Raw genomic sequence first — 23,298 nt, 5'->3', positions numbered from 1 at the left:
TATACAGACAATAATTTTAATTATTTACATTTGTATTTTGCATTTGTAAATTATATAAGTTACATTTGTAAAATAATTAAAGGCTTATTTTTATGAGTTTAAATGAAAGAATTTCCAAAATTATAGAGTACTCCAATCTTACCCCTTCAGAGTTTGCTGATGAAATAGATGTACAGCGTTCATCTATTTCACATATTACTTCGGGAAGAAACAAACCGTCTCTTGAGTTTATCATAAAAATAAAATCCCGTTTCCCGGAACTTCTTTGGGATTGGTTGGTTACTGGCGAGGGTGAGATGTTGAAATCTCAACTGCCCGAAACAGAAATTCAGGAAGAGCATACTGATGAGGAAAAAATAAAAACAACTCCTCTCCCCGACTTGTTTACCATGATGAACGATGATGATGAATTCGGAAGTGATGAAGCAGAACCGGAAGCCCCAAAATCGGGCTCTGGAGAATCGTTTATACCGACCCAAGATAAAGCTCCTGAAAAAATATCCGATTCTCAGCGATTAGAAAATTCTGGCGATCATATTTTAGGACAACTACTTGGTAATCAACAAGGTAAAATAAAGCGTATTGTTTTGTTCTACGAAAACGGAAAATTCGAAAGTTTTGAACCTTAAAAAAACCTGATCAAGGAAAATTGATCAGGTTAAAAAATATTTGAAGAAGAAAACTAAAGCTATTGCTTTATTTTATTTTTAAAATATTGATGGGATATCCAGCGTATGGAATTTTTATCTTATAATGATCATCTGGTCCCATCTTATGTATTTTACAATTTCGGTTATTGATAAGGGTAATACTGGTGTTTATTGTACTGGTAAGATCCTGTCATATGACAGAATTATAAAGGTAAAGGAAAGCATTTTCATACATTTGTTTTTATGACTCTATCAAATATAAAAATTTAAAATCAAATCAACAATAAAAATTGGATTATTTTAACATATAATTAATGCAATAGATAATTATATTGATTATTACTAATTTGAGATAAGGCCTCCAAGCCTGAAAACTCAGGAATTACGATGGATTTAATAGCGTTAACTTCAATAAAAAAGACCCGCAAAATTGCGGGTCTGATCGTTTTATACAGAACAATACTATTATTTTTGTCTTCTTTCAAGTTCTTTTTTGATCAATCCAAGCTCTCTTCCGGTTTGTCCGGCTACAGAAGTGTTTTCTCTGGCTCTTCTCGTCAGATACGGAACAACATCCTTTACAGGTCCGTAGGGAAGATATTTGGCCACATTATAGCCTTTATTTGATAAATAGAAGGTAATATTATCACTCATCCCATAAAGCTGCCCAAAATAAACATGCGGGTTCCCGCTTTCAAGAGATTTTGCTTTCATCTTATCCATAATCAGCTCTGAAGATATTTCGTTATGGGTTCCAAAGAAAGCTGAAACCTTATCCAAATGATCCATCACAAAGTCGATTCCTGCATTGTAGTTTTTATCTGAAGCATCTTTAGTGGGCTGGATAGGATCTGCATATCCTTTTTCTGCTGCTCTGGCTCTTTCTTTTTCCATATAAGCACCACGAACAATCTTGTAACCGATGAAGTAGTTTTTCTCTCTTGCTCTCTGAAGATTCGCTTCCATATATTCCAGTCTGCCAGTTCTGTACATCTGAATGGTATTCCAAACGATAGGCTTTTGCTGGTTATATTTTTCCATCATCTCTTCGCAAAGGTGGTCTGCTGCATCCTGCATCCAGGTTTCTTCGGCATCTACCATTACTTTTTTATCATTTTCGTGGCAAAGACGACATACTTCATCAAATCTTTTCACGACTCTTTCCCATTCTTCTTTCTGACTGGTCGTAAGCTCTGCCCCTTTTCCCACTGCTTCATAAAGATCAATTCTTCCGAACGCTGTAGGTTTAAATACAATAAAAGGAATCGCCGGGTTTCCTACTGAGAATCTTATGATATCCTTAATCTCTTTGCAGACCGCATCAAAAGTTTCTTCATCTTCTTTCCCTTCAATAGAGTAATCGAAAATACTTCCAACTCCTCTCTTGAACAGCTGCTTCACCACTTTCATACTTTCTTCACGGGTTTCACCGCCACAGAACTGTGCAAATAAAGTATTTTTTACAATTCCGGTAACGAAAGGAAAGTTGTTGTGTACTGTAAAATTCAGGACAGATGTTCCAAGGCTTGTAAGAGCGGGCTGTTCAATCATTTTAAACATCCAGTAAGCCTTTCTCAATTGTGCATCAGACTTGTCTGCAAATGCAACTTTAGTATCGTTAAAAATGGGCATTCCTATTTATTAAATTTAGTTATGCAAAGGTAATAATAACCTCAGTTTATTTAAAGAATTTTTTTATAATTTATGCTCTATTCCGTTTAAAAGCATCGCAATAATTCCTACAAACACCCAAAATCGCAACACGTTCAATGTAAAGAAGTTACTTCTTCTTGAAGCATTGATAAGAAGGTAGATACACAGTATCATGATAAAAAGTCCTCCGGCAAAATAATAAGCCATAAATCCGGTAACACCAGTTTTAGTGATGATTTTCATAGAAACTGCCATGGTAACTATCAGTAAAGAAGTCAGGATAATTTTTGTGTTTCTGCTTTTAAAATAATTAGGAATGGTGATGTATCCGAACGTTTTGTCTACACTTCTGGTAAGGGTATCTTTCACAATATCAATACATAGCAAGATAAGGAAAAGAAAAACAGCCATCAGGAATACCTTTTTGGAAAAGGTTTCGTAGTATACCATCATTCCAAAGAACGGATATAGGGTTAAACTGACAAAGGTAAGGTTGTTTACAATGAGTATTCTGCTCAGTTTATGGCTGTAAAACCACATAAAAAACTGATAGACTACAAAAAAAACAAAGACGTTATGGGAAATCATCCATGCTACTCCTAAAGAAATAGCACTGAGCACCAGATAAGCATATAGGAAGTATTTCTGTTTGATAAAGCTCTGAACCCTTGTTCTGAAAGGTTTTACAATATGGTCTTTCTCCAGATCATAAAACTGATTGATGATGCCACCCGCAAGAATGGTAAGAACGGTACAGAAAATAATCCCGTGTACTTTGAAATCGAATACGAATTTTCCGAAAGATTCATCCTGATTGAACAGGAAAAAAGTAGAAACATAAAGGGCAAATGTCAACAGAGCCGCTACAAAAAATCGTGCTCCGAGCAGAAAGCCCACGAATTGTGAAAATCTGTAAAATAGAGATTTTGAGAGATCGTTTTTAGATTGGAAAGTTTCTTTTTCAGAATTCATTCCAGCTTATTTAAAATCTGTAAATCACTTCTTTTTGGAAGCCTTCAAGCATTTTTTCTGCTTTTGCATAGTCTTTGGTAAATCCTAAGATATAGCCGCCTCCGCCACTTCCGCAGAGTTTTAGATAATAAGCGTTAGAATCCAGCCCTTTTTTCCAGATCTTAAAAATACTTTCAGGAATCATAGGACGGAAATGTTCATAGGCCCAGTGAGAAAGTTTTTTCAGGTTTCTGAAGAAAGGATTCATATCTTTTTTAAGGAAAGAGTCTATACATGCATTATTGTAACGGATGAACTCTTCTTTCAGCGTTTTACGGAAACCTTCTGTTTTCATTTTTTCAAAGAAAATCTGAATCATTGGTCCTGTCTCTCCTGTAATCCCAGAGTCGATCAGAAAAATAGCTCCTCTTCCTTCTTCTCCTTCCGGAATGTCTACCCTATCTAAGTTTTCTTTATTTTCGATAAGGATCGGCAGGTTCATATAACAGATCAGTGGATCCATCCCTGAACTTTTACCGTGGAAATAGCTTTCCATTTCGCCGAAAACAGCTTTTAATTTTTTAAGATTATCTTTTGAGATATTCTCAGGATTCAGCTTACTGATTGAATATTTTTCAAAAATAGCAGCTACCAAAGCTCCCGAACTTCCCACTCCATATCCCTGAGGAATATTGGAATCAAAGAAAAGTCCTTTTGAAATATCATTTTTGAAGCTCTTAATATCCAACTTAAAATCGTCGGAAAGATCAAGCGCTGTAAGAAATTCAGAGTATTTCTGCAGATGTCTGTTGGAAGTAAGTTCAAATTCAGAACTCAGATCGGAAAATTTCAGGGTTCCCTTATAGAAGCTGTAGGGTACTACAAGCCCCTGGGAATCTTCAATCATTCCATATTCTCCAAACAGAATTATTTTTGCATAAAATAGAGGGTTGGTCATATTGACAATAAATCTTTTTGCAAAGTTAAAAATTATTCGGCTGAATATAAGCAAAACTCAGACCGAAATATGAGTTATTTGAGCTTACTTCACTCTTTCACCTATTAAAGATAAGAAAAAAGCCTGATATTCTCAGGCTTTTACAATAAATTTATTTAAAATTACTCTTTGATTAATTTTTTGTTGATGTTTTGCTTCTCTGTTTCTATGGTGATCACATAGTTTCCTGTCTGAATTGAGGAAAGATCTATTTCCTGTTTATTTCCTTTTAAAGAAGAATCAGAAATGACCAGTCTTCCCGCTTCATCATATATTTTATAGCCTTTTAGTCTTTCTTTTGAAGAGAGGGTTATCATATTTTTGGCAGGATTCGGATAAATATTGACTGCATTATTTTTTATATTGACGTCTTCTACTGCCAAGACATTGCAGGAGAAATTCACATTCCAGCCATTTCCTGTAACACCTCCATCTGAAATAAATCTTACCGTTATTGCCCCTGAAGGATCAGTTGATGTAAATGGACCGGGAACGGTACTTCCACTTAGATTATTCCCATTGGAGAATAATGGTGAAGCCGTAGAAGGGCCATTGTATACATACATAAAATCATAACCTTGTTCAAGATCGAATGTGGTAAATGTCATGGTCATAGAGGAACCGGAAGTAGGGTAAAATGTTTTTACCAATTCTTCATTATCTTTATATTGACCTGCTGAACCTCCTGTATCGGTAAATTGAGCTCCATCACACCATGCTCCATCAGTCAAAAATAGCTGTGACAGCTGGAAGGCATTGGGGCCACTGCAATCTGTCCCTACACTTAGTCTGTAATAAGTAGCGGGCTGAAGATTTGTAAAATTAAAGGATGGTGTATTTGCATTTCCAGAAGATATTACCGTTCCGTTAGTTGTCGCTAATTTATACTTCCATGCCGTTGAGGCAGCATCTGTAAAAGCAGCATTTGCAGAGGTCTGTGTGATATTGTTAATATTAAAATTCGTGATCGATGCAGGGCATGATGTTGTACAATTAGTCCCAAGACATCCTTTTGAATCAATCGTGTTTTTGATCAATGTTCCTGGCTGTACACCAAAACCATTAGCAAAGCTAATCCCTACACTGCTTACCAAATGACAATAACTCATAATAGTTCCTCCACCGGCAGGAGGAAGTGCCGCACTACATCCTTCATTATTTCCTGATGCAGGTCCACACCCATCAATAGCCGTATTATTTCCGTTCCAAAAGCAAGCATGAGTATGTGGTGAACCTAAATTATGACCAAGTTCATGGGTCATCGCCTCTATATTCCAAGAATACGTTGGAACATTCTGATAGGTGAAGTTTACGCCACAATAAGAATACCTATAATTGGTACATAATGAATTAACATAAGCAATACTTGTTGTTGCAGGATTTCTTAATAACTGTGCTAAGTCTCCATTAAAAGTAGTTCTGGTGGTTCTAAATTGGCTCAGAATTGCACTTGGTGACCCTGTATAAGGATCAGTAGTTGTCCAAACAAAAACGCCGCTTAAAGCTACATTAATATTCTCGTTGGCATACAATGTTGAAACATTATTATGCATAGCAGTTACCCAATTGGTCGTTGTCGTAGTATTGCTTCCATTCTGGGTATAAGGACCGAAGCCTGCTTCATAGTATATTCTTACACAATTATCCGTTTTTTTCTTACTGGTATTGTTAGGATTAAAAACAGGTCTTTGGGTCTTGTTCTCTTTCAATCCGTCTACCTCACAGGCAAATGGATTAGAACCTGTTAATTTAGAATCTGAATAACTTACAAAATCTTCAGAATTTTTAGCTTTTCCTACCACTATATTTCCCAATTCGGGTGTAGAAGCAACTCCTACAATATCATTATTAAAAAAGCTAAAAGCTACAATAGAAGCATTATCTCCTTTTACAATTCCCTGATAGTAAACTCCTGGTGTATACTCTACTGTTTTGCCTTTGTCTGTAACGACTTTAAAATCGCTGGTTAAGATCTGATGCCTGTACATTTCAATAGTGATCTGCCTGCCTCCATCAAAGGGAAAAGAGATTTCAAGAAAGTCAGGTTTTTCTTTGATTAATCTTTTCAATTCTGCAGACTTCAGAGACATAACAGTGATATCTGTTGCTGCCTTTTTGTATTCAGCTAATTGATCAGCCGTTTTATTGAGTTCAAATAAATCATAGCTTTTAAACTCAGCTTTAGAATTATGATATTCCGAAACTTTTTCTGCGATAAGCTTTAATTTCTGAGAAAAACCCAGAGCAAAACATTGTAAAAAGCAAATTAATAGAAACTTTTTCATTATTTTGATAATTTTGTTGTTTTTACAAATAAACAAAAAAAATCAACACATAGTGAAAAATAACTGTTACATTCTAATATTTGTAACAACTCTATAAATAAATTAAATCAAACAGCTGTATGAGTGTTTTTTATTCGTTAAAATAAAAAAAAGACGTTAAAAATAACGTCTTTTTAATTTTTATAAAGTTTCTCTGTCCGTCCTCATTTTGACTTTCAGGAATCTGATTAAAACTAATCCTGCAGCGAAGAATATGGTCATTGACAATGCTGCGATACGCATATTGTTGAAATGTTCAATCAACGTTGCAAAGATAAATGTTCCGATGATAATGGCGATTTTCTCCAATACATCATAGAAACTGAAGTACGTTGTATTTTCCATCGAGTTTTCCGGAAGCAGTTTTGAATACGTAGATCTTGACATCGCCTGAAGCCCTCCCATTACCAAACCTACCACTGCAGCTACTCCATAAAACTGGTATTCTACGGTTGGATTTTCTTTGTTCAGGAAAAAAGCCCAGAGACAAGCTACAATCCATAGGATGATCGCAATTGAAATAACATTTTTGTTACCAATTCTTTTGGATAATCTTGAGAAAATAACGGCTCCAATGATCGCTTCAATCTGGATCACCAAAAGGGTTCCGATAAGTTTATCCTGAGCCAGGTTGATCTCACTCTTTCCAAATAAGGTTGCCATAAGGAAAATCGTCTGCATCCCTACACTGTAAAAGAAGAAACTTGACAGGAAGAATTTCAGGTTTTTATCTTTGAAAAGTTCTCCTCCTACTTTAAAGAGCTCATGGAAACTTTCTTTTGCAATATCTTTATAGAAGCTCAGGTTGTCTTTAAATACCTCAAAAAAACCTCCCTGCTCTTCATGCTTTTTGAAAATGTTTTTATAGTTCAGTAATACAAGATCTTTAGGCAGTTTCTCTTTCACATCTCCAAATTGAGGAAGATGCTTGAATGTATATTGGGAGAACCCGAACCACCAGGCACCTGTCAGTAGGAAACTTATTCGTGTAAATAATAACTGCTGAGCCGCTCCTTTCGCAAAAACCTGAATAAGAACCAAACAGAGTACGACTAACACTACAGAACCAATATATCCGTAAACATATCCTTTTGCTGAAAGCGCATCCTGCCTGTCCGGTGTGGCAATATCGGGAAGGAACGAGTTATAAAACACCAAACTCCCCCAGAATCCGACACTGGCTGTAATACTGAATAAGAGCCCCAGAAATACATTATGCATCCCCGTAAACATGGCCAATCCCATACATGATGTTGCCCCTAGATAACAGAAAAACTGTAGGAAAGATTTTTTGTTTCCGATCGTATCTGCTAAAGAAGATAAAAATGGTGACAATAATACAACAACAAAGAATGATATGGTAAGTGAATATCCATATACCGCATCCGGCTGATATTCTTTCCCAAAAATCTTGATCATATGCCTTACGGGAACATCAATCCATGATTTTGTTTCCGCGATATACTCTTTCTTCTCGTAAGCCGTGGTAAGGATAGAATAATAGATCGGAAAAATAGTAGAGGTAATAACAAGGGAATAAACGGAGTTTGCCCAGTCATATACGGCCCAGGCTTTCATAATCTTCGGATTATTCTTTATGTTTTTAGGGTGTCGATTCTCAGTTTCAGACATTTCAAATAAATATTAGTAGCACAAAAATAGAAAAACCATTAAGAAATGGATAAGTTTTTAAAAAAATTATCGATTCCTTAATGGTAATATATTATAAAACAGAATATTATATGTTCTCAATCACGATAGCAGAAGCTCCGCCACCGCCATTACAGATAGCTGCAGCACCGTATTTTGCGTTATTCTGCTTCAATACGTTGATCAATGTAACGATGATTCTTGAACCTGAGCTTCCCAGTGGGTGTCCCAAAGCTACCGCTCCTCCGTTTACGTTTACTTTAGCAGCATCTAATCCTAAGATTTTATTGTTTGCCAATCCTACTACTGAGAAAGCTTCATTGAATTCGAAGAAATCGATATCTGAAACCTCTAATCCTGCTTTTTTAAGAGCGATAGGTAACGCTTTCGCCGGAGCAGTTGTAAAGTTTTCAGGCTCATGAGCTGCATCAGCATAAGAAACGATTTTTGCCAAAGGCTTTAATCCTAATTCTTCCATTTTTTCTTTTGAAACAAGGATCAATGCAGAAGCTCCATCATTTAAAGTAGATGCATTAGCTGCTGTTACGGTACCTTCTTCTTTTTTGAATACTGTTGGAAGTGTTGAAATTCTGTCGAAGTTTACGGCTTTGTACTCTTCATCTTCAGCAAAGATTACAGGCTCTCCTTTTCTTTGAGGAATAGAAACCGGTACAATTTCTTCGTTGAATTTACCTTCGCTCCAAGCTTTTGCTGATCTTTTGTAAGATTCTACAGCGAAGTTATCCTGATCTTCTCTTGTAATATTATAGTCTACTGCACATTTTTCTGCGCAAACTCCCATATGTACTTTGTTGTATACGTCTGTAAGACCGTCCAGCACCATTCCATCAAGCATTTTGATATCGCCTAATTTTGTAGCAACTCTTGCATTGTAATAATGAGGAACTAAAGACATGTTTTCCATACCTCCTGCAACAATTACTTCTGCATCTCCAGCTTTGATTGCCTGAGCAGCCATTGTTACAGCCTTCATTCCTGAAGCACAAACTTTATTTACTGTAGTAGAAGGTGTATTGATTGAAAGACCTGCTCCTAAAGCAACCTGACGAGCCGGCGCCTGACCTGCTCCTGCCTGAAGAACATTTCCCATATAGATTTCCTGAACAGCATTAGGATCTAAACCGATTTTATCTAATGCTCCTTTTACAGCAGCTGCTCCCAGTTTTGTAGCTGGAACTGTTGATAAGCTTCCCATAAAACTTCCCATAGGTGTTCTTACTGCGGAAACGATGAATACTTCTTTCATGTATATAATTTTTATTTTTAGCTAAAACGGAACAAGCGCTCCATTTTTATAATTTGAATTTATTTTACTTTTACATAGACCATATCGAATTGTGTTCCTTCAATTTTAGTATTGACTTTCAAAAGATTATCTTGAGTCGCTACTATTTTATTATTGAAGACATCACCAATTTGTGCAGGATCATTTTTATCGGATTTCTCCATAACGATTGCTTTGTAGTTGCAATCATCCACAAAAACCAATGTTGATTTGATAAAGTCTTTTCCATTATTGAAATATTCGGTCTGAACATTGTCTTTAATGGTCATATACCATATTGCTTCCGGGTAATTGGGTCTTACAAATTTACCTTCTTTTATATTGGTACATTTAGCCGGATTATCCGGTTTTTTCTGGTCTGTTGACTGAGCATAAACCTGTGTGGCACTCATCAACAAAATTCCTGCTGAAAATATCTTTAAGAACTTCATTTTTATATTTGTGTGCGGTTATTTACTTTTTTATTTCCTCCTGCAAAAACCATTAGAAAAGCGCCTAAAAATTCTACAGCCCAACCCCATTTTAATTTAACAACTCCTGCAAAGGTTTCCTGCCAGGATTTGAAAGGTAAAAAGCTGAAGTATTGTAAAGACTGCATCTTCACTGCGAATAAGGTAAATGCGAATAAAAGGATCAGCAGAACACCAAAAAATCTCACGATTTTTGCACTGTTATTGACAATTCCAAAAACGGCACATGCAGCAAAGATCCAGCATGCAATAGCCAGATAATGATCGAGTTTCCAATAGTTCCAGTTCCCAATGATGGGTACATGTACTAAAGGTAAAAAACTGCCTATAATCACTAACAGTAATCCTAATAACTGAATATTTTTCATATTTACTAAAGTGCCAAAATACAAAAAAAAACACACTTTTAAAGAGTGTGTTTTAAAAATAGGATTTCCATGCACAAACGTTCGTTAGTCATAAAAAAATCTTACTATTTTTATCTATTAATTAAAGAAATAATTCATTTATTGATAAATTAAAAATTAACATTTGCTATTTCTATTCCGATCTGAAGTCCATATTTTTTCTTCAGCAAAGCATTGTCATTGAAAGCGGGAGTAAAGTCTTTCTGCACAAACAGATTGAACCCTGCATAACTGATTCCGATTTTCCCTCCGAAAACAAAATCATTTACCCCATGCATCACTTTTTCTCTTTCAACAATTCTATCGGAAAACTCATTGGAATACTTAGAATAATTTATACTTCCTACTTTAACGCCTCCATAAACGCCCAGAATAAGAGATAACTGGTTTTGGTTGTTATCCAGGTATTTTACGCCTTCATATTCTTTATATTTAGGATTTAAAACAAATTTCAGATCTACAGGAACCGTGATATAGGTATTGTAAAGAATACTTTTTTTAAGATTTCCCCGGTCAAAATCATCAACGAATATATTGTATTTATCCTGTTTAAATGCCTGCCCATATTTTGGCGTAAGCTGGTCTGATCTCACTCCCAATCCGAAACGGTAGAAAAAAGGGCTGGTATAACTTCCTATCTGATTGCCATACCAAAGGGTCAGCTGCCAGGAATTTATAACACTGTTTTTAATATCGGAATTCTTATTGTAAAAGCCAAAAGGCTCATTCTTTGAGGTTAATCCCGCTCCTCCCATACTTACAGAGAGCTCAAATGTCTGTAAATAGTTTTTGGGATTGTTTCTTTTTTTCTTCTCGTTGAGTTTCATGTTAAACCCGTTCAGTCCCAGCCATAATTGATTTCTTCCATTCTTTAAGGTATCATCAGATTTAAAAACGGCATCTTTCACCAGTTCTTTGGTTGCCGTCTCAAGATCCTGTTTCTGGGAATCTATTTTTTCATTAATAATCTGCTCATATTTTGAAGCGACTATAGTACGTTGCTTTTGCTTTTCATCGGATGTGATTTTCTTTGCTTTGAAACTCTTGTCAATCTGATCCAGCTCGATACTCATTTTGCCTTTTTCAGTCATGACAATACTGTCAATTTTTTTGGAATAGATACTGAGATTATTCTCAGGAGATTCCTGAGCAAGCCCATAGCTAAAAGCCATAACAGCACCCATCAATATTAGTTTTGTTTTCATATTTCTATTAATTTTAAGACAATATTCGATATCTGTCCCTATTTTGGGGCAGTTTTTTTGAGATAAAAAAATGATTGTTTATTTACTTTCCAGTGAATCAGAAAAGACTGTTACTCCAAAGATCTTAAGCGAGTTTGGACTTTTAACCTTAATTTTCGTCATATCCAGGGTTCCGAACTTTCTGATGTCGGTTTTATTTTCTTCCCGCTTTTTTTGAAATTCTCTGCCCTGCAGAAGTTCATCAGCCTTGATGTATTCCATTTTTTTCTTTTCTGCTAAAGAAGCTTTATCGGGTACTAGATCGATATTTCTGTCTAATACAGGAGCTTTGATCTCATAATCAGAAACTATAATCTGTTCTTCTTTGCTGCTGCTGAATCTTTCTTTTTGTACAATTTCTTCCTGTTGATAAGTTTGAGGAAGGCTTACATTCTCTTCTACCCTTTTCTGACTCGTATTGTTTTCCGTTTTTATGTTCTCCGCTACATGAATATCCGAATTTTGTGGAAAAAGTTTTTCAATGTTCTTTTTTGCCGGTTTTGTATGAGCTGTTGAATGGATGGTATTGACAGGATGATTTTCGTTAAAATAAAGCAATACCCCTACTGAAAACAATAGAATCAATACTGCAGCATATTTCCACCACTGGAAAGCCTTTTTAGGGCTCATAGCAGGACTCTTTTCTATTTCCAGACCCATTTGATCTATTCTGCTCCAAAGATCTGCAGAAGGCTTTATTTCAAGCTCTTCGTAATCAGATCTTAACTGTTTCAGGAGTTCTTTTTTCATTTTCTTTTGCTTTTAAAAATTCAGCAAGCCATTTTTTTGCTTTGCTCAACTGGCTTTTGCTTGTTCCTTCAGAAATATTGAGAATTTCAGCAATCTCACTGTGCTTTTTCTCTTCAAAGACATAGAGGTTAAAAATCAGTCTATATCCTACCGGCATCTGAGAAAATATTTCTTCAATATTGAGTTCTTCCGGATATTCATTCTCATCTTCGCTATAATCATCTGCAATTTCCACATCAGCATAGAGGATATTTTTGTTTTTCCGGAGGAAGGAGATAGAATCATTCACTATAATTTTTCTAAGCCAGAACGGAAAGCTTTTCCAGTCTCTGCATTCATCAAGCTTGGTAAAGCATTTCATAAAGGCATTCAGTAGGATATCTTCCGCATCATGAAGATTATTGACATAAGAATTTGCAATGGCCAGCATTTTAGGAGAAAACATCTCGTAAAGAGCTTTTTGCCCTCTCCGGTCCTGTTTTTTAGCCAATAAAAAATTCTCTTCGATGTTCTTCATGGATCTGTTTCTATCTATAAGACAGCATATTTTGTAAAAGGTTGCCTGAAAATAAAAAAAATTGCATTTTTTTTCAAAAATGCAATTTAATATCTTAATAAATGTAAGTTTCGATTAATGTTTTACTGATGAAACATCTTCCGGATTGTGCTTATGTTTAAACAATAAAGCAAAGAATATTGCTAATACTAGCGAATAGATTGCGAAAGAAAGCCATATCTGCTGCCAGTCTTTTACCATCACCACAGAAGAAAGGGTTCCGTCTGAATTAACAGCTGCATTGAAACTACTTTTCAAAATTTCCAGGAAAGTAGGATTATCAGGGGTAGTTTCCAGATAAGTAGACAGGTCTGAAGCCGTCGTAAACTTGTGTGTAAAGAACTTATCTATTGCCCATCCTGCAATATAACTTCCAAAAACAGCTCCAAAACCATTGGTCATCATCATAAATAACCCTTGAGCCGAAGAACGTATTTTTTTATCAGTCGTTGTTTCTACGAAAAGTGATCCTGAGATATTAAAGAAATCAAAAGCCATTCCGTATACAATACATGAAAGAATGATCAGTGAAAGCCCGAATCCATCCGGAACACCATAAGCAAAGAATCCGAATCTTAGAACCCATGCCAGCATCGACATCAGCATTACTTTTTTGATTCCGAATTTCTTCAGAAAGAAAGGAATTGCCAAAATAAACAAGGTTTCTGAAACCTGAGAAATGGACATGATAATGGTAGATCTCTGTACTACAAACGAATCTGCGTATTTTGGAAAATGAGCAAATTCACTTAAGAAAACGTCTCCGTATGCATTCGTAAGCTGAAGTGCAGCTCCCAAAAGCATTGAAAACAGAAAGAACAATGCCATTTTATAGTTTCCAAAAAGCTTGAATGCATTCAATCCTAATTGTTCGGATAATGGTGAATTTTTATCAATAAGCTTTTGTGGCGGACATTTTGGTAATGTAAGAGCATAAATTCCTAAGAATATCGCGATTGCTCCTCCAATATAAAATTGTCCTTCTGTAGCTTTGTTTCCACTAAGGTTTGTAATCCACATGGCAACAATAAAACCAATAGTTCCCCATACACGAATCGGTGGAAAGTCTTTTACGACATCCAGATTATTATTTTTCAGGATTGTATAAGAAATTGAGTTGGCAAGTGCTATCGTAGGCATATAAAAACACATTGCCAGAAGCATTACCGAAAAGAAAGAATTCGGATCTGTGGAATGAGGTAATATGAAAAGAGTAACCCCATACAGAATGTGTAATACTGAAAATATGCGCTCCGCATTGATCCAGCGGTCAGCGATAATCCCAGTAATGGTAGGCATAAAAATGGAAGCAATTCCCATTGTTCCGAAAACAGCTCCAAACTGAGTTCCTTCCCAATGTTTTGTGCCAAACCAAAAGTTTGCCATCGTAATCAGCCAAGCTCCCCAAACAAAAAACTGGAGAAAACTGAGGATGGTCAGTCGTAATTTTAAATTCATAATTTATATAAAAAGTATCTCTTTAGTCAATTTTCTTTTTCCTCCTCTTGATTTCTTCCTGAATTTCAAGGGCAGTATCATAATCTTCTTCTTTCACGGCATCTTCTAATAATTTCTGAAGTTCCTCCATAGAAAGAGAGGTTAAGTTATCTTCTGTCTGTACAGTTTCTGAGAAAGGTTGTTCTTCTTTTGAAACATCTTCCAGTTCCAATAGAATCCCGGCCTCATTCAGGACCTGCTGAGTGGTAAATATAGGTGCATCAAATCTTACAGCCATTGCAACGGCATCAGAAGTTCTGGCATCAAGGATCAATTCTTCTTCGTTTGCTTTATTCTTAAAGTTGATATTTGAAAAGAATACTCCGTCTACAATCTGATAAATAACAACAGATACCAATTCATAATTGGCAGAAACTATAAATTTTGTAAATAAATCATGAGTAAGAGGACGCGGCGGATGGATATCTTTTTCCAATCCTAAAGAGATGGATTGGGCTTCGAAATTTCCTATAACAACAGGTAATTTTATGTGTGTTTCTTCATGCTCCAATAACAATGCGTAAGCCCCTGATTGTGTCTGGCTGTACGATATTCCGCGAATAATTAGCTGCTTATAATCCATAGCTACAAATATAGATTAATTTTTTATTGTGATTTCACTTTTTTACGCAAAAATAAAAGCCCGGAAAGCCGAGCTTTTATTGGTATAGTAAAGAATTGTAAATGGTCAATAATGAATTACTTTACAGGTGAATCATTAAAAATTGACACGCAAAGTAGGTGACTATTTACAATTGACTCTTATCCTTTTATTGCTTTAATTTTCTCTGTTAATGCAGGAATAATCTGGAAAGCATCTCCTACTACTCCGTAATCAGCAGATTTGAAGAATGGTGCTTCAGCATCGCTATTGATTACTACGATCGTTTTTGAAGAGTTTACTCCAGCAAGGTGCTGAATTGCCCCTGAAATCCCTACAGCGATGTAAAGATTCGGTGAAATTGCTTTACCTGTTTGCCCTACGTGCTCTGTGTGAGGTCTCCATCCGATATCAGAAACTGGCTTAGAACATGCTGTAGCAGCTCCTAAAACGTTTGCTAAATCTTCGATCATCCCCCAGTTTTCAGGTCCTTTCAATCCTCTACCAGCAGAAACAACAACTTCAGCTTCTTTAAGGTCTAATTTACCTGAACTCTGCTCATGAGAAATCACTTTAGTATCCTCATTGGCTACTGATAAGTTTTTCACTTCTTCTGAACCTGATACTGCATTTTCTTTAACACCGAAAGCATTTTGAGAAACCGTAACGATTACTCCGTTTCCTTCAGCTTTTGCATGCATGAATCCTTTTCCAGAGAATGCTCTTCTCTTTACCTGGAAAGGTGAAAGGCTTTCTGGAGCTTCTAACACATTAGTGATTAAAGAATAATTCTTCATTACAGCAAGCATTGGAGCGATTGAAGAAGCATCAGTTGTATGAGGGAAAACGATGATGTTTCCGTCTACCACTTCATTTACAGCCTGTGCGAATGCTTTTGCTGAGAAATTTTTAAGACCTTCGTCTTTGATATTGATAACGTTTGATGCTCCATATTTATATAATAAATCTGAAGAATCTGTTGGGTTTACAGAGATTGCCGTAACGGTATCTCCTGCTTTATCAGCAACAGCTTTAGCGTAAGAAACTGCTTCGAAAGCTGCTTTTTTGTAAACTCCGTTTATATTTTCTGCGTATACGAATACTGCCATTTTTTTAAATTTAAAAATTAAAAGACTGAAAAATTTAAAGAATCAATGATTAGATTACTTTAGCTTCCTCGTGAAGTAATCTTACCAATTCATCCAGATTGTCAGGAGAAACCATTTTCACCGCTGCTCTTGCAGGCACGCTGTCATAAGATACTCCCTGAACTTTTACTTCTGAAGAAGTAGGCTCTACTACCTGTAGAGGTTTTGTTCTTGCAGACATAATTCCTCTCATATTCGGGATGATAAGGTCTTTTTCATCTACTAATCCTTTCTGACCTGCAATAATTGCTGGTAATTTTACAGAAATAGTTTCTTTTCCTCCTTCAATTTCTCTTACTGCAGTAGCTTCGCTTCCGTTGACGTCTAATCCTACTGAAGCGTTTACGAAAGGCTGGTTCAATAGCTGAGCCACCATTCCCGGAACAGAACCTCCGTTATAGTCGATTGATTCTTTTCCGCAAAGGATAAGATCATATCCTCCATTTTGAGCTACAGCTGCAATTTCTTTTGCTGTAGAATAGCTATCTTTTGGATCAAGATTTACTCTTACAGCATCGTTAGCACCAATTGCTAAAGCTTTTCTGATCACAGGTTCTGTAGCAGCATCCCCTACGTTGATTACTGTTACTGTTGCTCCCTGAGATTCCTGAAGTTTAACCGCTTTTGTCAACGCAAATTCATCTAACGGATTGATTACCCACTGAATTCCGTTTTTGTCGAAAGCAGACTTATCTGCTGTAAAGTTAATTTTGGAAGTAGTATCCGGAACACTACTAATACAAACTAATATTTTCATGTGTACTATTTTATTTTTTCCCTTTAATGCATAAAATCATGACAGTTTATGCAGAGATTTTGTTTGAATTAATTTTTGCTAATATAAATAAAAAATATATTATGCATGCATAATACTTATTAAATTATTATTCAATACATTAGATGTAGTTACTTAGCTGGTTTTGTTGCCCTAAACTCTATTTTACTTGGCAAAACTCGTGGATTCATCTTTAAAATGTCCAATATAAGATTCCCCATATCTTCCGGCTGAATCTTCCAACTGTCTTTTTCTGACGGAATATTTCCATTAAAATGAGTGGCTACAGAACCCGGCATAATCACCGTGGACTTAATATTGTATTTTCTTAAATCGATCATGGCTGCCTGTGTGAAACCTACCACTCCGAATTTCGAAGCATTATAGCCGGTTCCGTTTTCAAAGAAGTTGGCACCCGCCAGACTTGAGATGGTGATATAATAGCCTTCGGTCTTTTTTAATTCTTCTACAGAGGCTTTTAAGGTATAAAAAACACCCGTCAGGTTGGTTTCTATCATATCATTCCATTCTTCTGCAGTCAGTTCATCTACGGGTTTAAAAATACCCAATCCTGCATTAGCAATGATATAATCCAGTCTTCCGAATTTTTCTACGGTATATTTTACGGCTTCCTGCTCGCTTTCCAGGCTTCTTACATCAGAAACAATTCCCAAAACATTTTCTGAATATTGTTTAAGCTCTTCTTCCGCCTTCATGACATCTTCTCTTTTTCTTCCTGAAAATGCTACTGAGATTCCATTTTCAAGTAAAATTTTAGCAATCCCGAAACCAATACCTTTGGTTCCTCCTGTTATATAAGCTGTTTTATTTTCTGACATATGCTTCAAAATTTTAATTCTCTAAAATAACAAAAACGCTCCAATTGGAGCGTTTTGCTGATACTAAGATTTATCAGGAATTATTTTTTAATAAATTTCTCTGTAAAGTTTCTTCCGTCTGTTTCTATATTCAGTAAATAGGCTCCGGAAGATAAGTTTCTTACATTTACATGGTCACCATTCAATGTTACATCTACTCTTTTTCCTGACATGTCATATACTTCAACATGTTTTATCTTGTTAGGAGTTGTGATTTTTATAAATTCAGTTGCCGGGTTTGGATAAATGGATAGTTTCACATCATTTTTAACCGCATCTTTTGTAGATAATGCTGCTTCATTATTGATTTTGATATTATCGATATAGGCAGAACCTCCATAATTATCGTGTACAAAATCCATCCTGTTAATATTACTGTTACTATAAGGCTGTCCTGTATAGATAAGAGTATCATTCAGGTAATACTGAATTCCGGTAGCTGTCGAAACCACTTTAACTCTATACCATGTATTCGCATTCCAGGTGTGAGTGGTATCTACTAAGGTCCCTGAACCTGCAGTCACCACTAAAATTCTCCCATCATAAGAAAAATCGATATAGGTAACAATACTTCCTGCTCCTGCCGTACTCACTGTTCTAAATACAAAATCTGAAGTTGATGTATTTTTTTGGGTAAGTCTTACATCAAATGATTGTGTAAAGCTATTATACGTTAATGGTGCCGTAAAGGTGTAAAAACCACCTATTACAGGATCCTGCTGTGGACCAAAAAGTGGATCTGGTGTTATTTTAAAACTATTTGAACCCTGAGTTGCCATTTCAGTTGATACCAACTGGCTTGTTATATATGTCGGCGGTACTTCCCCATCACTGGTAGACATCCAACCCTGCTGCCCATTGATATTACCTGCTATAAATCCCTCACTGGCTTCAAAAGAAATAGTCTGCTGAGCAAATGATGATATTGAAATCAACGAAATTGCGAAAATGTAAAGCTTCTTCATGATATTTATTTGTTTTGAGTAAATATATATTTTTTAATTAAAAAAGCCAAATAGGTTAATATTTTACATATTATATCGAATTAACATAATATATTTTAAGCAAAATAAATAAAGATATTAAACCTATAGAAAAGTTACATTTCCAAAAAACCATCTATAAATAAAACAATACACTAAAAAACAGACCTATTTTCAGATCACTAAAATAATTTACTTAATAATCACTTTTTCTGTAAAATTTCTTCCTTCTGTTTTTATATTTACGAAATATGTGCCTGCTGATAAACCTCTTACATCTATTCTGTTGTTGCTTATTTGAGTCTTCACAAGCCCTGCGGAAGCATCATACATCTCTACACTTTTCACTTTGCGGACAGAATTAATCTGTATAAAATCAGTTGCAGGATTAGGATAAAGAGATATTTCTTTAGCATTTATCTTAGAATCTTTAACTCCCATTACCTGTAGTTCGCTATTTACTTTAATATTATCAATATAAGCAGATCCTAATGCATTATTGTGTACAAAACGCAGTTGATTGATATTGAGCGAAGCAGCAGGCAATCCTGTATAAATTAAACTATCATTAACGTAATACCTAACATCCGTGGCAGTTCCTACGACCTTAAACCTGTACCAGGTATTTGGCAGCCAGCTTGAAGGGATAGAAATCAAATCCTGTATGCCGGAAACGGTATTCAGAATTTTCATCAGTCCTATTTTATCAAAATCCAATCTTACAACATACTGATCATCAATATTGCTCACGCCCTGAAAACCAAAATCAGAGCCGTTAAGCTGCGAGATATTAATATCAAATGATACCGAGAAGTTATTGAAAGCAAGAGGTGCCGATAAATTATAAAAACCTCCGATGATAGGTTCAGACTGGGTTCCGTAGACATTTTCTTTGACAATTCTCAGGGAGCTGCTTCCATCACTGGCTTTATCTAGAGTGATGATCTGATTGGTCACATTTTGCGGCATTCCTCCTGTAGGAGTACTGATCCACCCTGCTTGTCCGTTGATATTTCCAACGCCGAATCCTTCATTAGATTCAAAAGATACAGTTTGTTGGGCGAAAATGCACACTGAACAAATCATAAATGCAATTGAGTAGTATTTTTTCATAGTAAATCAAGTTTTGTATTAAAAATATAAACTTTCCATGAATGGTGAAATAACTTATTGCAAATAAAAAATAACCGTTTTATTTTCAGGGATTTAATTTTCAAATTCCTGAAAAAAGCTACTTGAAAACCTATTATATGATTCAAAAAAGCAAAAAAAATAAGGCATTTCTTTGCAGAAACACCTTACCATATTTTATTTTTATTGAATTACTTTGAATAATTTTCAAAAAACAATGGAATACTTTCAATTCCCTTATAGAAATTAAATAATCCATAATGCTCATTTGGAGAGTGAATCGCATCAGAATCCAACCCAAATCCCATCAATACAGATTTAGCTCCTAAAACCTGCTCAAACATGGCTGTAATCGGAATACTTCCTCCTCCTCTGTAAGGAAGAACTTCTTTTCCGAATGCAGATTCCATGGCTTGTTTTGCTGCGGCAAATTCTTTAGTATCCGTTGGTAAAACGTAAGGCATTCCCCCGTGGTGAGGCGTTACTTTAATTTTTACTGTATCCGGAGCAATTTTTTCAAAATATTTCGTGAATTTTTCCGTGATCTCCTGAGGAGTCTGGTAAGGCACTAAACGCATAGAAATTTTAGCAAATGCTTTTGAAGGAATTACCGTCTTCGCTCCTTCTCCTGTATAACCACCCCAGATTCCGTTGCAGTCTAAAGTAGGACGGATAGAGGTTCTTTCTAAGGTTGTATATCCTTTCTCTCCTTCAATATTGCTTAATCCGATTGATTTTTTGAATTCCTCTGGATTATCTTTCAATTTGTTCATATCAGCTCTTTCCGCATCTGAAACCGTATCTACATTATCATAGAACCCATCAATGGTAATATGACCGTTTTCATCAATCAGATTAGCGATCATTCTTGAAAGAACGTGAATAGGGTTTGGAACTGCTCCTCCGTAAAGACCTGAGTGCAAATCTCTGTTTGGACCTTCCACTTCTACTTCTACATAACTTAAACCTCTTAATCCTGTGGTAACAGTCGGTTGTTCGTTACTGTAAATATGAGTATCGGAAATTAAGATACAGTCACAAGCTAATTTCTCTTTATTTTCATTTACCCATTCTCCTAAGCTTACAGATCCTACTTCTTCTTCTCCTTCCAGGATAAATTTAACATTACAAGGAAGAGCATTGGTTTTCATCATAGCTTCGAAAGCCTTCAAATGCATAAAGAACTGTCCTTTGTCGTCAGCAGAACCTCTGGCAAAAATTGCTCCTTCAGGGTGAAGTTCAGTTTTCTCAATATAAGGCTCAAAAGGTGGTTTTGTCCATAGTTCCAATGGATCCGCCGGCTGAACATCATAATGTCCATATACCAATACTGTAGGTAAGCTTTTATCTAAAATCTTTTCTCCGAAAACAATTGGATACCCTTTTGTCTGGCAAATTTCAACATTGTCAGCGCCTGCATCTTTAAGGTATGCTGCCACTACATCTGCACATTTTAAAACGTCATCTTTATACGCAGGATCTGCAGAAATAGAAGGAATTCTCAATAACTCAAATAATTCATCCACGAAACGCTGTTTGTTTTCGTTAATGTAATTTAATGTCTCTTGCATTGTAAAATTTTATTTTGTTAAAATTAAAAAAAATGCCTGGCAGGACCAAGCAAAAAGGCAGTATTTTCTGAACCTTATGCTAATGAGCCCTATAGCCATCTTTTTCATAAAAAAATGCCCTGCAGAAACAGGGCACTTGTATATCTTATACGACTAATTAGTGTTCAGCTTTAGGAGCTTTTTCTGCTTCAGCAGGTTTTGCAGCAGCAGTACTGTCTGTTTTGTGAGCCTCAGGTTTTGCAGCTTCTTCTTTGTGTCCTTCAGCGGCAGCAGCAGCCTCATGACCGTGTCCGTGAGCTTCTCCTCCTTGTGCGTCATCAGAATATCTTTCTACTCCTTCTTCTAGTTTTAGAGTGTTCTTATTCCCACCAGCAGATACTTTTTTACAGCTTACAGCTACAGTTGCAATAGCTAAACATATAATCAATTTTTTCATATGCAAAATTTATTTTTTTTTAAAGTCATATAAAATCGCCTTATTGTAGTCTGTTCCGGTTATTTAAACAGCGAGCGATTTCATGCTTATATTTTTGATTGCCCAAAATTAAGAAATCCTATATTTTTCAGCAACATTTTTATACTGATTTTAAAATAATTTTCCCTTTTTTGGATTGTGTAAAAATAAGGTAGTGCTCTCCCCCGTCTTTCAACCCGTATTTCTTTTTGATTTCTTCAGGTTTTAAAGGATAATTTTTTGAAATGACATTGAACTGGCTTTTCTTCTTAATCTGCTTAGAATCAACTGATTCAATCTCGAAAAACCTCCCTGGAAATTCCTCTTTCTTTTCGTTGGAAGTATAAAAATGGCTGTTTGGGTGAAGTTTTTTTAATCCAAATTTTTCTGAAATCAAATTAAAGACACCCGCCTTCAAAATAGCGTTATTGGGAATATAAATGTACTTTTCAGGTTCCGAATACTCAGATTCTGCAGTTTCCTCTTCTCCAAATGTAAAGGTAAAAGCAGATTCACCACTCTCAAGGTTCACACAGTTGCATATAATTCCGTTCTTATTTTCATTAGATAAGAAAACAACGACTTCCTTTACATCATTTTTCAAAGCAATGATCTCAATCCTTGAAATACCAGGCAACACTGAAACAAGATATTTAAGGTCAATGAGTGGGGAAAGCTTAATAACCACCTGATTGGAGATAGAAAGTAACTTTTTATGAATTTCAAGAATATCAGGAGATAAGTCTTCCAAAAGAAAAACTTTATTTTTATGCTGGTCTCTTCTGGCCGGATCAAGGTAAATAATGTCAAAATGTTCCTGATTCTCGTTCAGGAAGTCTTCCAGTTTACGGTTGATAAATCTCGCCTGACGGCCTAAAGTATTCCAGTTATTTTCAACAATCTCTAAAAGCTCCGTATTTTGCTCTACCAGAGTAATATCCTCAAAATTTTGAGAAAGATAATAAGCATCTATACCAAAACCGCTTGTCAGATCAATGAATTTCCTTCCTTTCAAAATTCCGGATTTGTACAGGGCTGTTTTTTCTGATGAAGCCTGTTCAAGATTCAACTGTGGCGGAAAAACAATGCCTTCTTTCAAAAGAAAAGGAAATTTTCTTTCTGCTACCTGTTTTCCTTTGATCTGCTGTACAATTTCCTGCATGGAAACTTCTGGAAATGGGGATTTTTTCAGTAATAATGCATGTAAATCTGTATTCAGATTTGCATTGATATAATGTTGAACGTCTTTGTTTAGTATTTTAACCACAGATTTTTCCCAGATTGTAAATGATAGATAGTATG

Annotated in this window: 22 protein-coding genes; 1 reads left to right on the top strand and 21 read right to left on the bottom strand. The window is 35.7% G+C overall.

Features of this window, described 5'->3' with window-relative positions; translation table 11 throughout:
• Positions 1-92 precede the first annotated feature (92 nt).
• On the top strand, positions 93-629 hold the full coding sequence (locus C1634_RS13845; RefSeq protein ID WP_103232802.1) for a helix-turn-helix domain-containing protein: 537 nt from the start codon (positions 93-95) through the stop codon (positions 627-629).
• Between the two features lie 486 nt (positions 630-1,115).
• Here the strand turns inward: C1634_RS13845 and C1634_RS13840 are convergent, their stop codons facing one another.
• The 21 genes from C1634_RS13840 to C1634_RS13740 form a co-directional block, all read right to left on the bottom strand.
• Positions 1,116-2,282 carry a proline dehydrogenase family protein gene (locus tag C1634_RS13840; protein ID WP_109738613.1) on the bottom strand — a complete coding sequence of 389 codons (1,167 nt, stop codon included), beginning with the start codon at positions 2,280-2,282 and terminating at the stop codon, positions 1,116-1,118.
• A 63-nt stretch (positions 2,283-2,345) separates the two neighbouring features.
• On the bottom strand, positions 2,346-3,275 hold the full coding sequence (locus C1634_RS13835) for a UbiA family prenyltransferase (RefSeq protein ID WP_103232804.1): 930 nt from the start codon (positions 3,273-3,275) through the stop codon (positions 2,346-2,348).
• 10 nt (positions 3,276-3,285) lie between these two features.
• On the bottom strand, positions 3,286-4,212 hold the full coding sequence (locus C1634_RS13830) for a mevalonate kinase family protein (protein ID WP_103232805.1): 927 nt from the start codon (positions 4,210-4,212) through the stop codon (positions 3,286-3,288).
• 161 nt (positions 4,213-4,373) lie between these two features.
• A complete protein-coding gene (locus C1634_RS13825) occupies positions 4,374-6,536 on the bottom strand; it encodes a M12 family metallo-peptidase (protein ID WP_228410075.1) in 2,163 nt (720 codons plus the stop codon).
• A 180-nt stretch (positions 6,537-6,716) separates the two neighbouring features.
• Positions 6,717-8,207: an MFS transporter gene (locus tag C1634_RS13820; protein WP_103232806.1), complete on the bottom strand. Its 1,491-nt coding sequence runs from the start codon at positions 8,205-8,207 to the stop codon at positions 6,717-6,719.
• A 106-nt stretch (positions 8,208-8,313) separates the two neighbouring features.
• Positions 8,314-9,492: an acetyl-CoA C-acyltransferase gene (locus C1634_RS13815; protein ID WP_103232807.1), complete on the bottom strand. Its 1,179-nt coding sequence runs from the start codon at positions 9,490-9,492 to the stop codon at positions 8,314-8,316.
• A 59-nt stretch (positions 9,493-9,551) separates the two neighbouring features.
• Positions 9,552-9,962, bottom strand: coding sequence for a hypothetical protein (locus C1634_RS13810; RefSeq protein ID WP_123921457.1), 411 nt, complete (start codon positions 9,960-9,962; stop codon positions 9,552-9,554).
• A 2-nt stretch (positions 9,963-9,964) separates the two neighbouring features.
• Positions 9,965-10,369 carry a hypothetical protein gene (locus C1634_RS13805; protein WP_109738612.1) on the bottom strand — a complete coding sequence of 135 codons (405 nt, stop codon included), beginning with the start codon at positions 10,367-10,369 and terminating at the stop codon, positions 9,965-9,967.
• A 149-nt stretch (positions 10,370-10,518) separates the two neighbouring features.
• On the bottom strand, positions 10,519-11,613 hold the full coding sequence (locus C1634_RS13800) for a hypothetical protein (protein ID WP_103232810.1): 1,095 nt from the start codon (positions 11,611-11,613) through the stop codon (positions 10,519-10,521).
• A gap of 78 nt (positions 11,614-11,691) precedes the next feature.
• A complete protein-coding gene (locus tag C1634_RS13795) occupies positions 11,692-12,402 on the bottom strand; it encodes a hypothetical protein (protein WP_103232811.1) in 711 nt (236 codons plus the stop codon).
• Positions 12,368-12,919 (bottom strand): RNA polymerase sigma factor, encoded by a 552-nt coding sequence (locus C1634_RS13790; RefSeq protein ID WP_103232812.1) that lies wholly within the window; start codon positions 12,917-12,919, stop codon positions 12,368-12,370. The genes C1634_RS13795 and C1634_RS13790 overlap by 35 nt, the downstream gene beginning before the upstream one ends.
• 114 nt (positions 12,920-13,033) lie before the next feature.
• Positions 13,034-14,416, bottom strand: a complete 1,383-nt coding sequence (locus C1634_RS13785) for a nucleoside permease (protein ID WP_103232813.1) — start codon at positions 14,414-14,416, stop codon at positions 13,034-13,036.
• A gap of 22 nt (positions 14,417-14,438) precedes the next feature.
• Positions 14,439-15,038, bottom strand: a complete 600-nt coding sequence (locus C1634_RS13780) for a bifunctional nuclease family protein (protein WP_103232814.1) — start codon at positions 15,036-15,038, stop codon at positions 14,439-14,441.
• Between the two features lie 179 nt (positions 15,039-15,217).
• On the bottom strand, positions 15,218-16,165 hold the full coding sequence (locus C1634_RS13775; protein WP_103232815.1) for an electron transfer flavoprotein subunit alpha/FixB family protein: 948 nt from the start codon (positions 16,163-16,165) through the stop codon (positions 15,218-15,220).
• A 49-nt stretch (positions 16,166-16,214) separates the two neighbouring features.
• Positions 16,215-16,961, bottom strand: a complete 747-nt coding sequence (locus tag C1634_RS13770) for an electron transfer flavoprotein subunit beta/FixA family protein (RefSeq protein ID WP_103232816.1) — start codon at positions 16,959-16,961, stop codon at positions 16,215-16,217.
• 149 nt (positions 16,962-17,110) lie between these two features.
• Positions 17,111-17,818 (bottom strand): SDR family oxidoreductase, encoded by a 708-nt coding sequence (locus C1634_RS13765; RefSeq protein WP_047374432.1) that lies wholly within the window; start codon positions 17,816-17,818, stop codon positions 17,111-17,113.
• Positions 17,819-17,898: 80 nt separating this feature from the next.
• Complete coding sequence (locus C1634_RS13760) at positions 17,899-18,822, bottom strand: T9SS type A sorting domain-containing protein (protein ID WP_109738611.1); 924 nt, start codon at positions 18,820-18,822, stop codon at positions 17,899-17,901.
• A gap of 210 nt (positions 18,823-19,032) precedes the next feature.
• Positions 19,033-19,953, bottom strand: coding sequence for a T9SS type A sorting domain-containing protein (locus tag C1634_RS13755; protein WP_103235353.1), 921 nt, complete (start codon positions 19,951-19,953; stop codon positions 19,033-19,035).
• A 209-nt stretch (positions 19,954-20,162) separates the two neighbouring features.
• A complete protein-coding gene (locus C1634_RS13750) occupies positions 20,163-21,542 on the bottom strand; it encodes a dipeptidase (protein ID WP_103235352.1) in 1,380 nt (459 codons plus the stop codon).
• 157 nt (positions 21,543-21,699) lie between these two features.
• Complete coding sequence (locus tag C1634_RS13745) at positions 21,700-21,978, bottom strand: hypothetical protein (protein WP_103235351.1); 279 nt, start codon at positions 21,976-21,978, stop codon at positions 21,700-21,702.
• 139 nt (positions 21,979-22,117) lie between these two features.
• On the bottom strand, positions 22,118-23,263 hold the full coding sequence (locus tag C1634_RS13740; RefSeq protein ID WP_109738610.1) for a class I SAM-dependent methyltransferase: 1,146 nt from the start codon (positions 23,261-23,263) through the stop codon (positions 22,118-22,120).
• Between the last annotated feature and the right edge of the window lie 35 nt (positions 23,264-23,298).

Origin of the sequence: Chryseobacterium viscerum (assembly GCF_002899945.2) — a bacterium.
GTDB lineage: Bacteria > Bacteroidota > Bacteroidia > Flavobacteriales > Weeksellaceae > Chryseobacterium > Chryseobacterium viscerum.
Note: the sequence above shows the minus strand (reverse complement) of the source record. Positions and strands in the feature narration are given on the sequence as shown.

Excerpts from the sequence above, each read along its gene's own strand:
- C1634_RS13765 (WP_047374432.1), bottom strand. The coding sequence starts at position 17,818 with ATGTCAGAAAATAAAACAGCTTATATAACAGGAGGAACCAAAGGTATT.
- C1634_RS13840 (WP_109738613.1), bottom strand. The coding sequence starts at position 2,282 with ATGCCCATTTTTAACGATACTAAAGTTGCATTTGCAGACAAGTCTGAT.
- C1634_RS13820 (WP_103232806.1), bottom strand. The coding sequence starts at position 8,207 with ATGTCTGAAACTGAGAATCGACACCCTAAAAACATAAAGAATAATCCG.
- C1634_RS13845 (WP_103232802.1), top strand. The coding sequence starts at position 93 with ATGAGTTTAAATGAAAGAATTTCCAAAATTATAGAGTACTCCAATCTT.
- C1634_RS13780 (WP_103232814.1), bottom strand. The coding sequence starts at position 15,038 with ATGGATTATAAGCAGCTAATTATTCGCGGAATATCGTACAGCCAGACA.
- C1634_RS13805 (WP_109738612.1), bottom strand. The coding sequence starts at position 10,369 with ATGAAAAATATTCAGTTATTAGGATTACTGTTAGTGATTATAGGCAGT.
- C1634_RS13755 (WP_103235353.1), bottom strand. The coding sequence starts at position 19,953 with ATGAAAAAATACTACTCAATTGCATTTATGATTTGTTCAGTGTGCATT.
- C1634_RS13750 (WP_103235352.1), bottom strand. The coding sequence starts at position 21,542 with ATGCAAGAGACATTAAATTACATTAACGAAAACAAACAGCGTTTCGTG.
- C1634_RS13760 (WP_109738611.1), bottom strand. The coding sequence starts at position 18,822 with ATGAAGAAGCTTTACATTTTCGCAATTTCGTTGATTTCAATATCATCA.
- C1634_RS13825 (WP_228410075.1), bottom strand. The coding sequence starts at position 6,536 with ATGAAAAAGTTTCTATTAATTTGCTTTTTACAATGTTTTGCTCTGGGT.
- C1634_RS13775 (WP_103232815.1), bottom strand. The coding sequence starts at position 16,165 with ATGGCAGTATTCGTATACGCAGAAAATATAAACGGAGTTTACAAAAAA.
- C1634_RS13815 (WP_103232807.1), bottom strand. The coding sequence starts at position 9,492 with ATGAAAGAAGTATTCATCGTTTCCGCAGTAAGAACACCTATGGGAAGT.
- C1634_RS13830 (WP_103232805.1), bottom strand. The coding sequence starts at position 4,212 with ATGACCAACCCTCTATTTTATGCAAAAATAATTCTGTTTGGAGAATAT.
- C1634_RS13770 (WP_103232816.1), bottom strand. The coding sequence starts at position 16,961 with ATGAAAATATTAGTTTGTATTAGTAGTGTTCCGGATACTACTTCCAAA.
- C1634_RS13795 (WP_103232811.1), bottom strand. The coding sequence starts at position 12,402 with ATGAAAAAAGAACTCCTGAAACAGTTAAGATCTGATTACGAAGAGCTT.
- C1634_RS13745 (WP_103235351.1), bottom strand. The coding sequence starts at position 21,978 with ATGAAAAAATTGATTATATGTTTAGCTATTGCAACTGTAGCTGTAAGC.
- C1634_RS13800 (WP_103232810.1), bottom strand. The coding sequence starts at position 11,613 with ATGAAAACAAAACTAATATTGATGGGTGCTGTTATGGCTTTTAGCTAT.
- C1634_RS13810 (WP_123921457.1), bottom strand. The coding sequence starts at position 9,962 with ATGAAGTTCTTAAAGATATTTTCAGCAGGAATTTTGTTGATGAGTGCC.
- C1634_RS13835 (WP_103232804.1), bottom strand. The coding sequence starts at position 3,275 with ATGAATTCTGAAAAAGAAACTTTCCAATCTAAAAACGATCTCTCAAAA.
- C1634_RS13790 (WP_103232812.1), bottom strand. The coding sequence starts at position 12,919 with ATGAAGAACATCGAAGAGAATTTTTTATTGGCTAAAAAACAGGACCGG.
- C1634_RS13785 (WP_103232813.1), bottom strand. The coding sequence starts at position 14,416 with ATGAATTTAAAATTACGACTGACCATCCTCAGTTTTCTCCAGTTTTTT.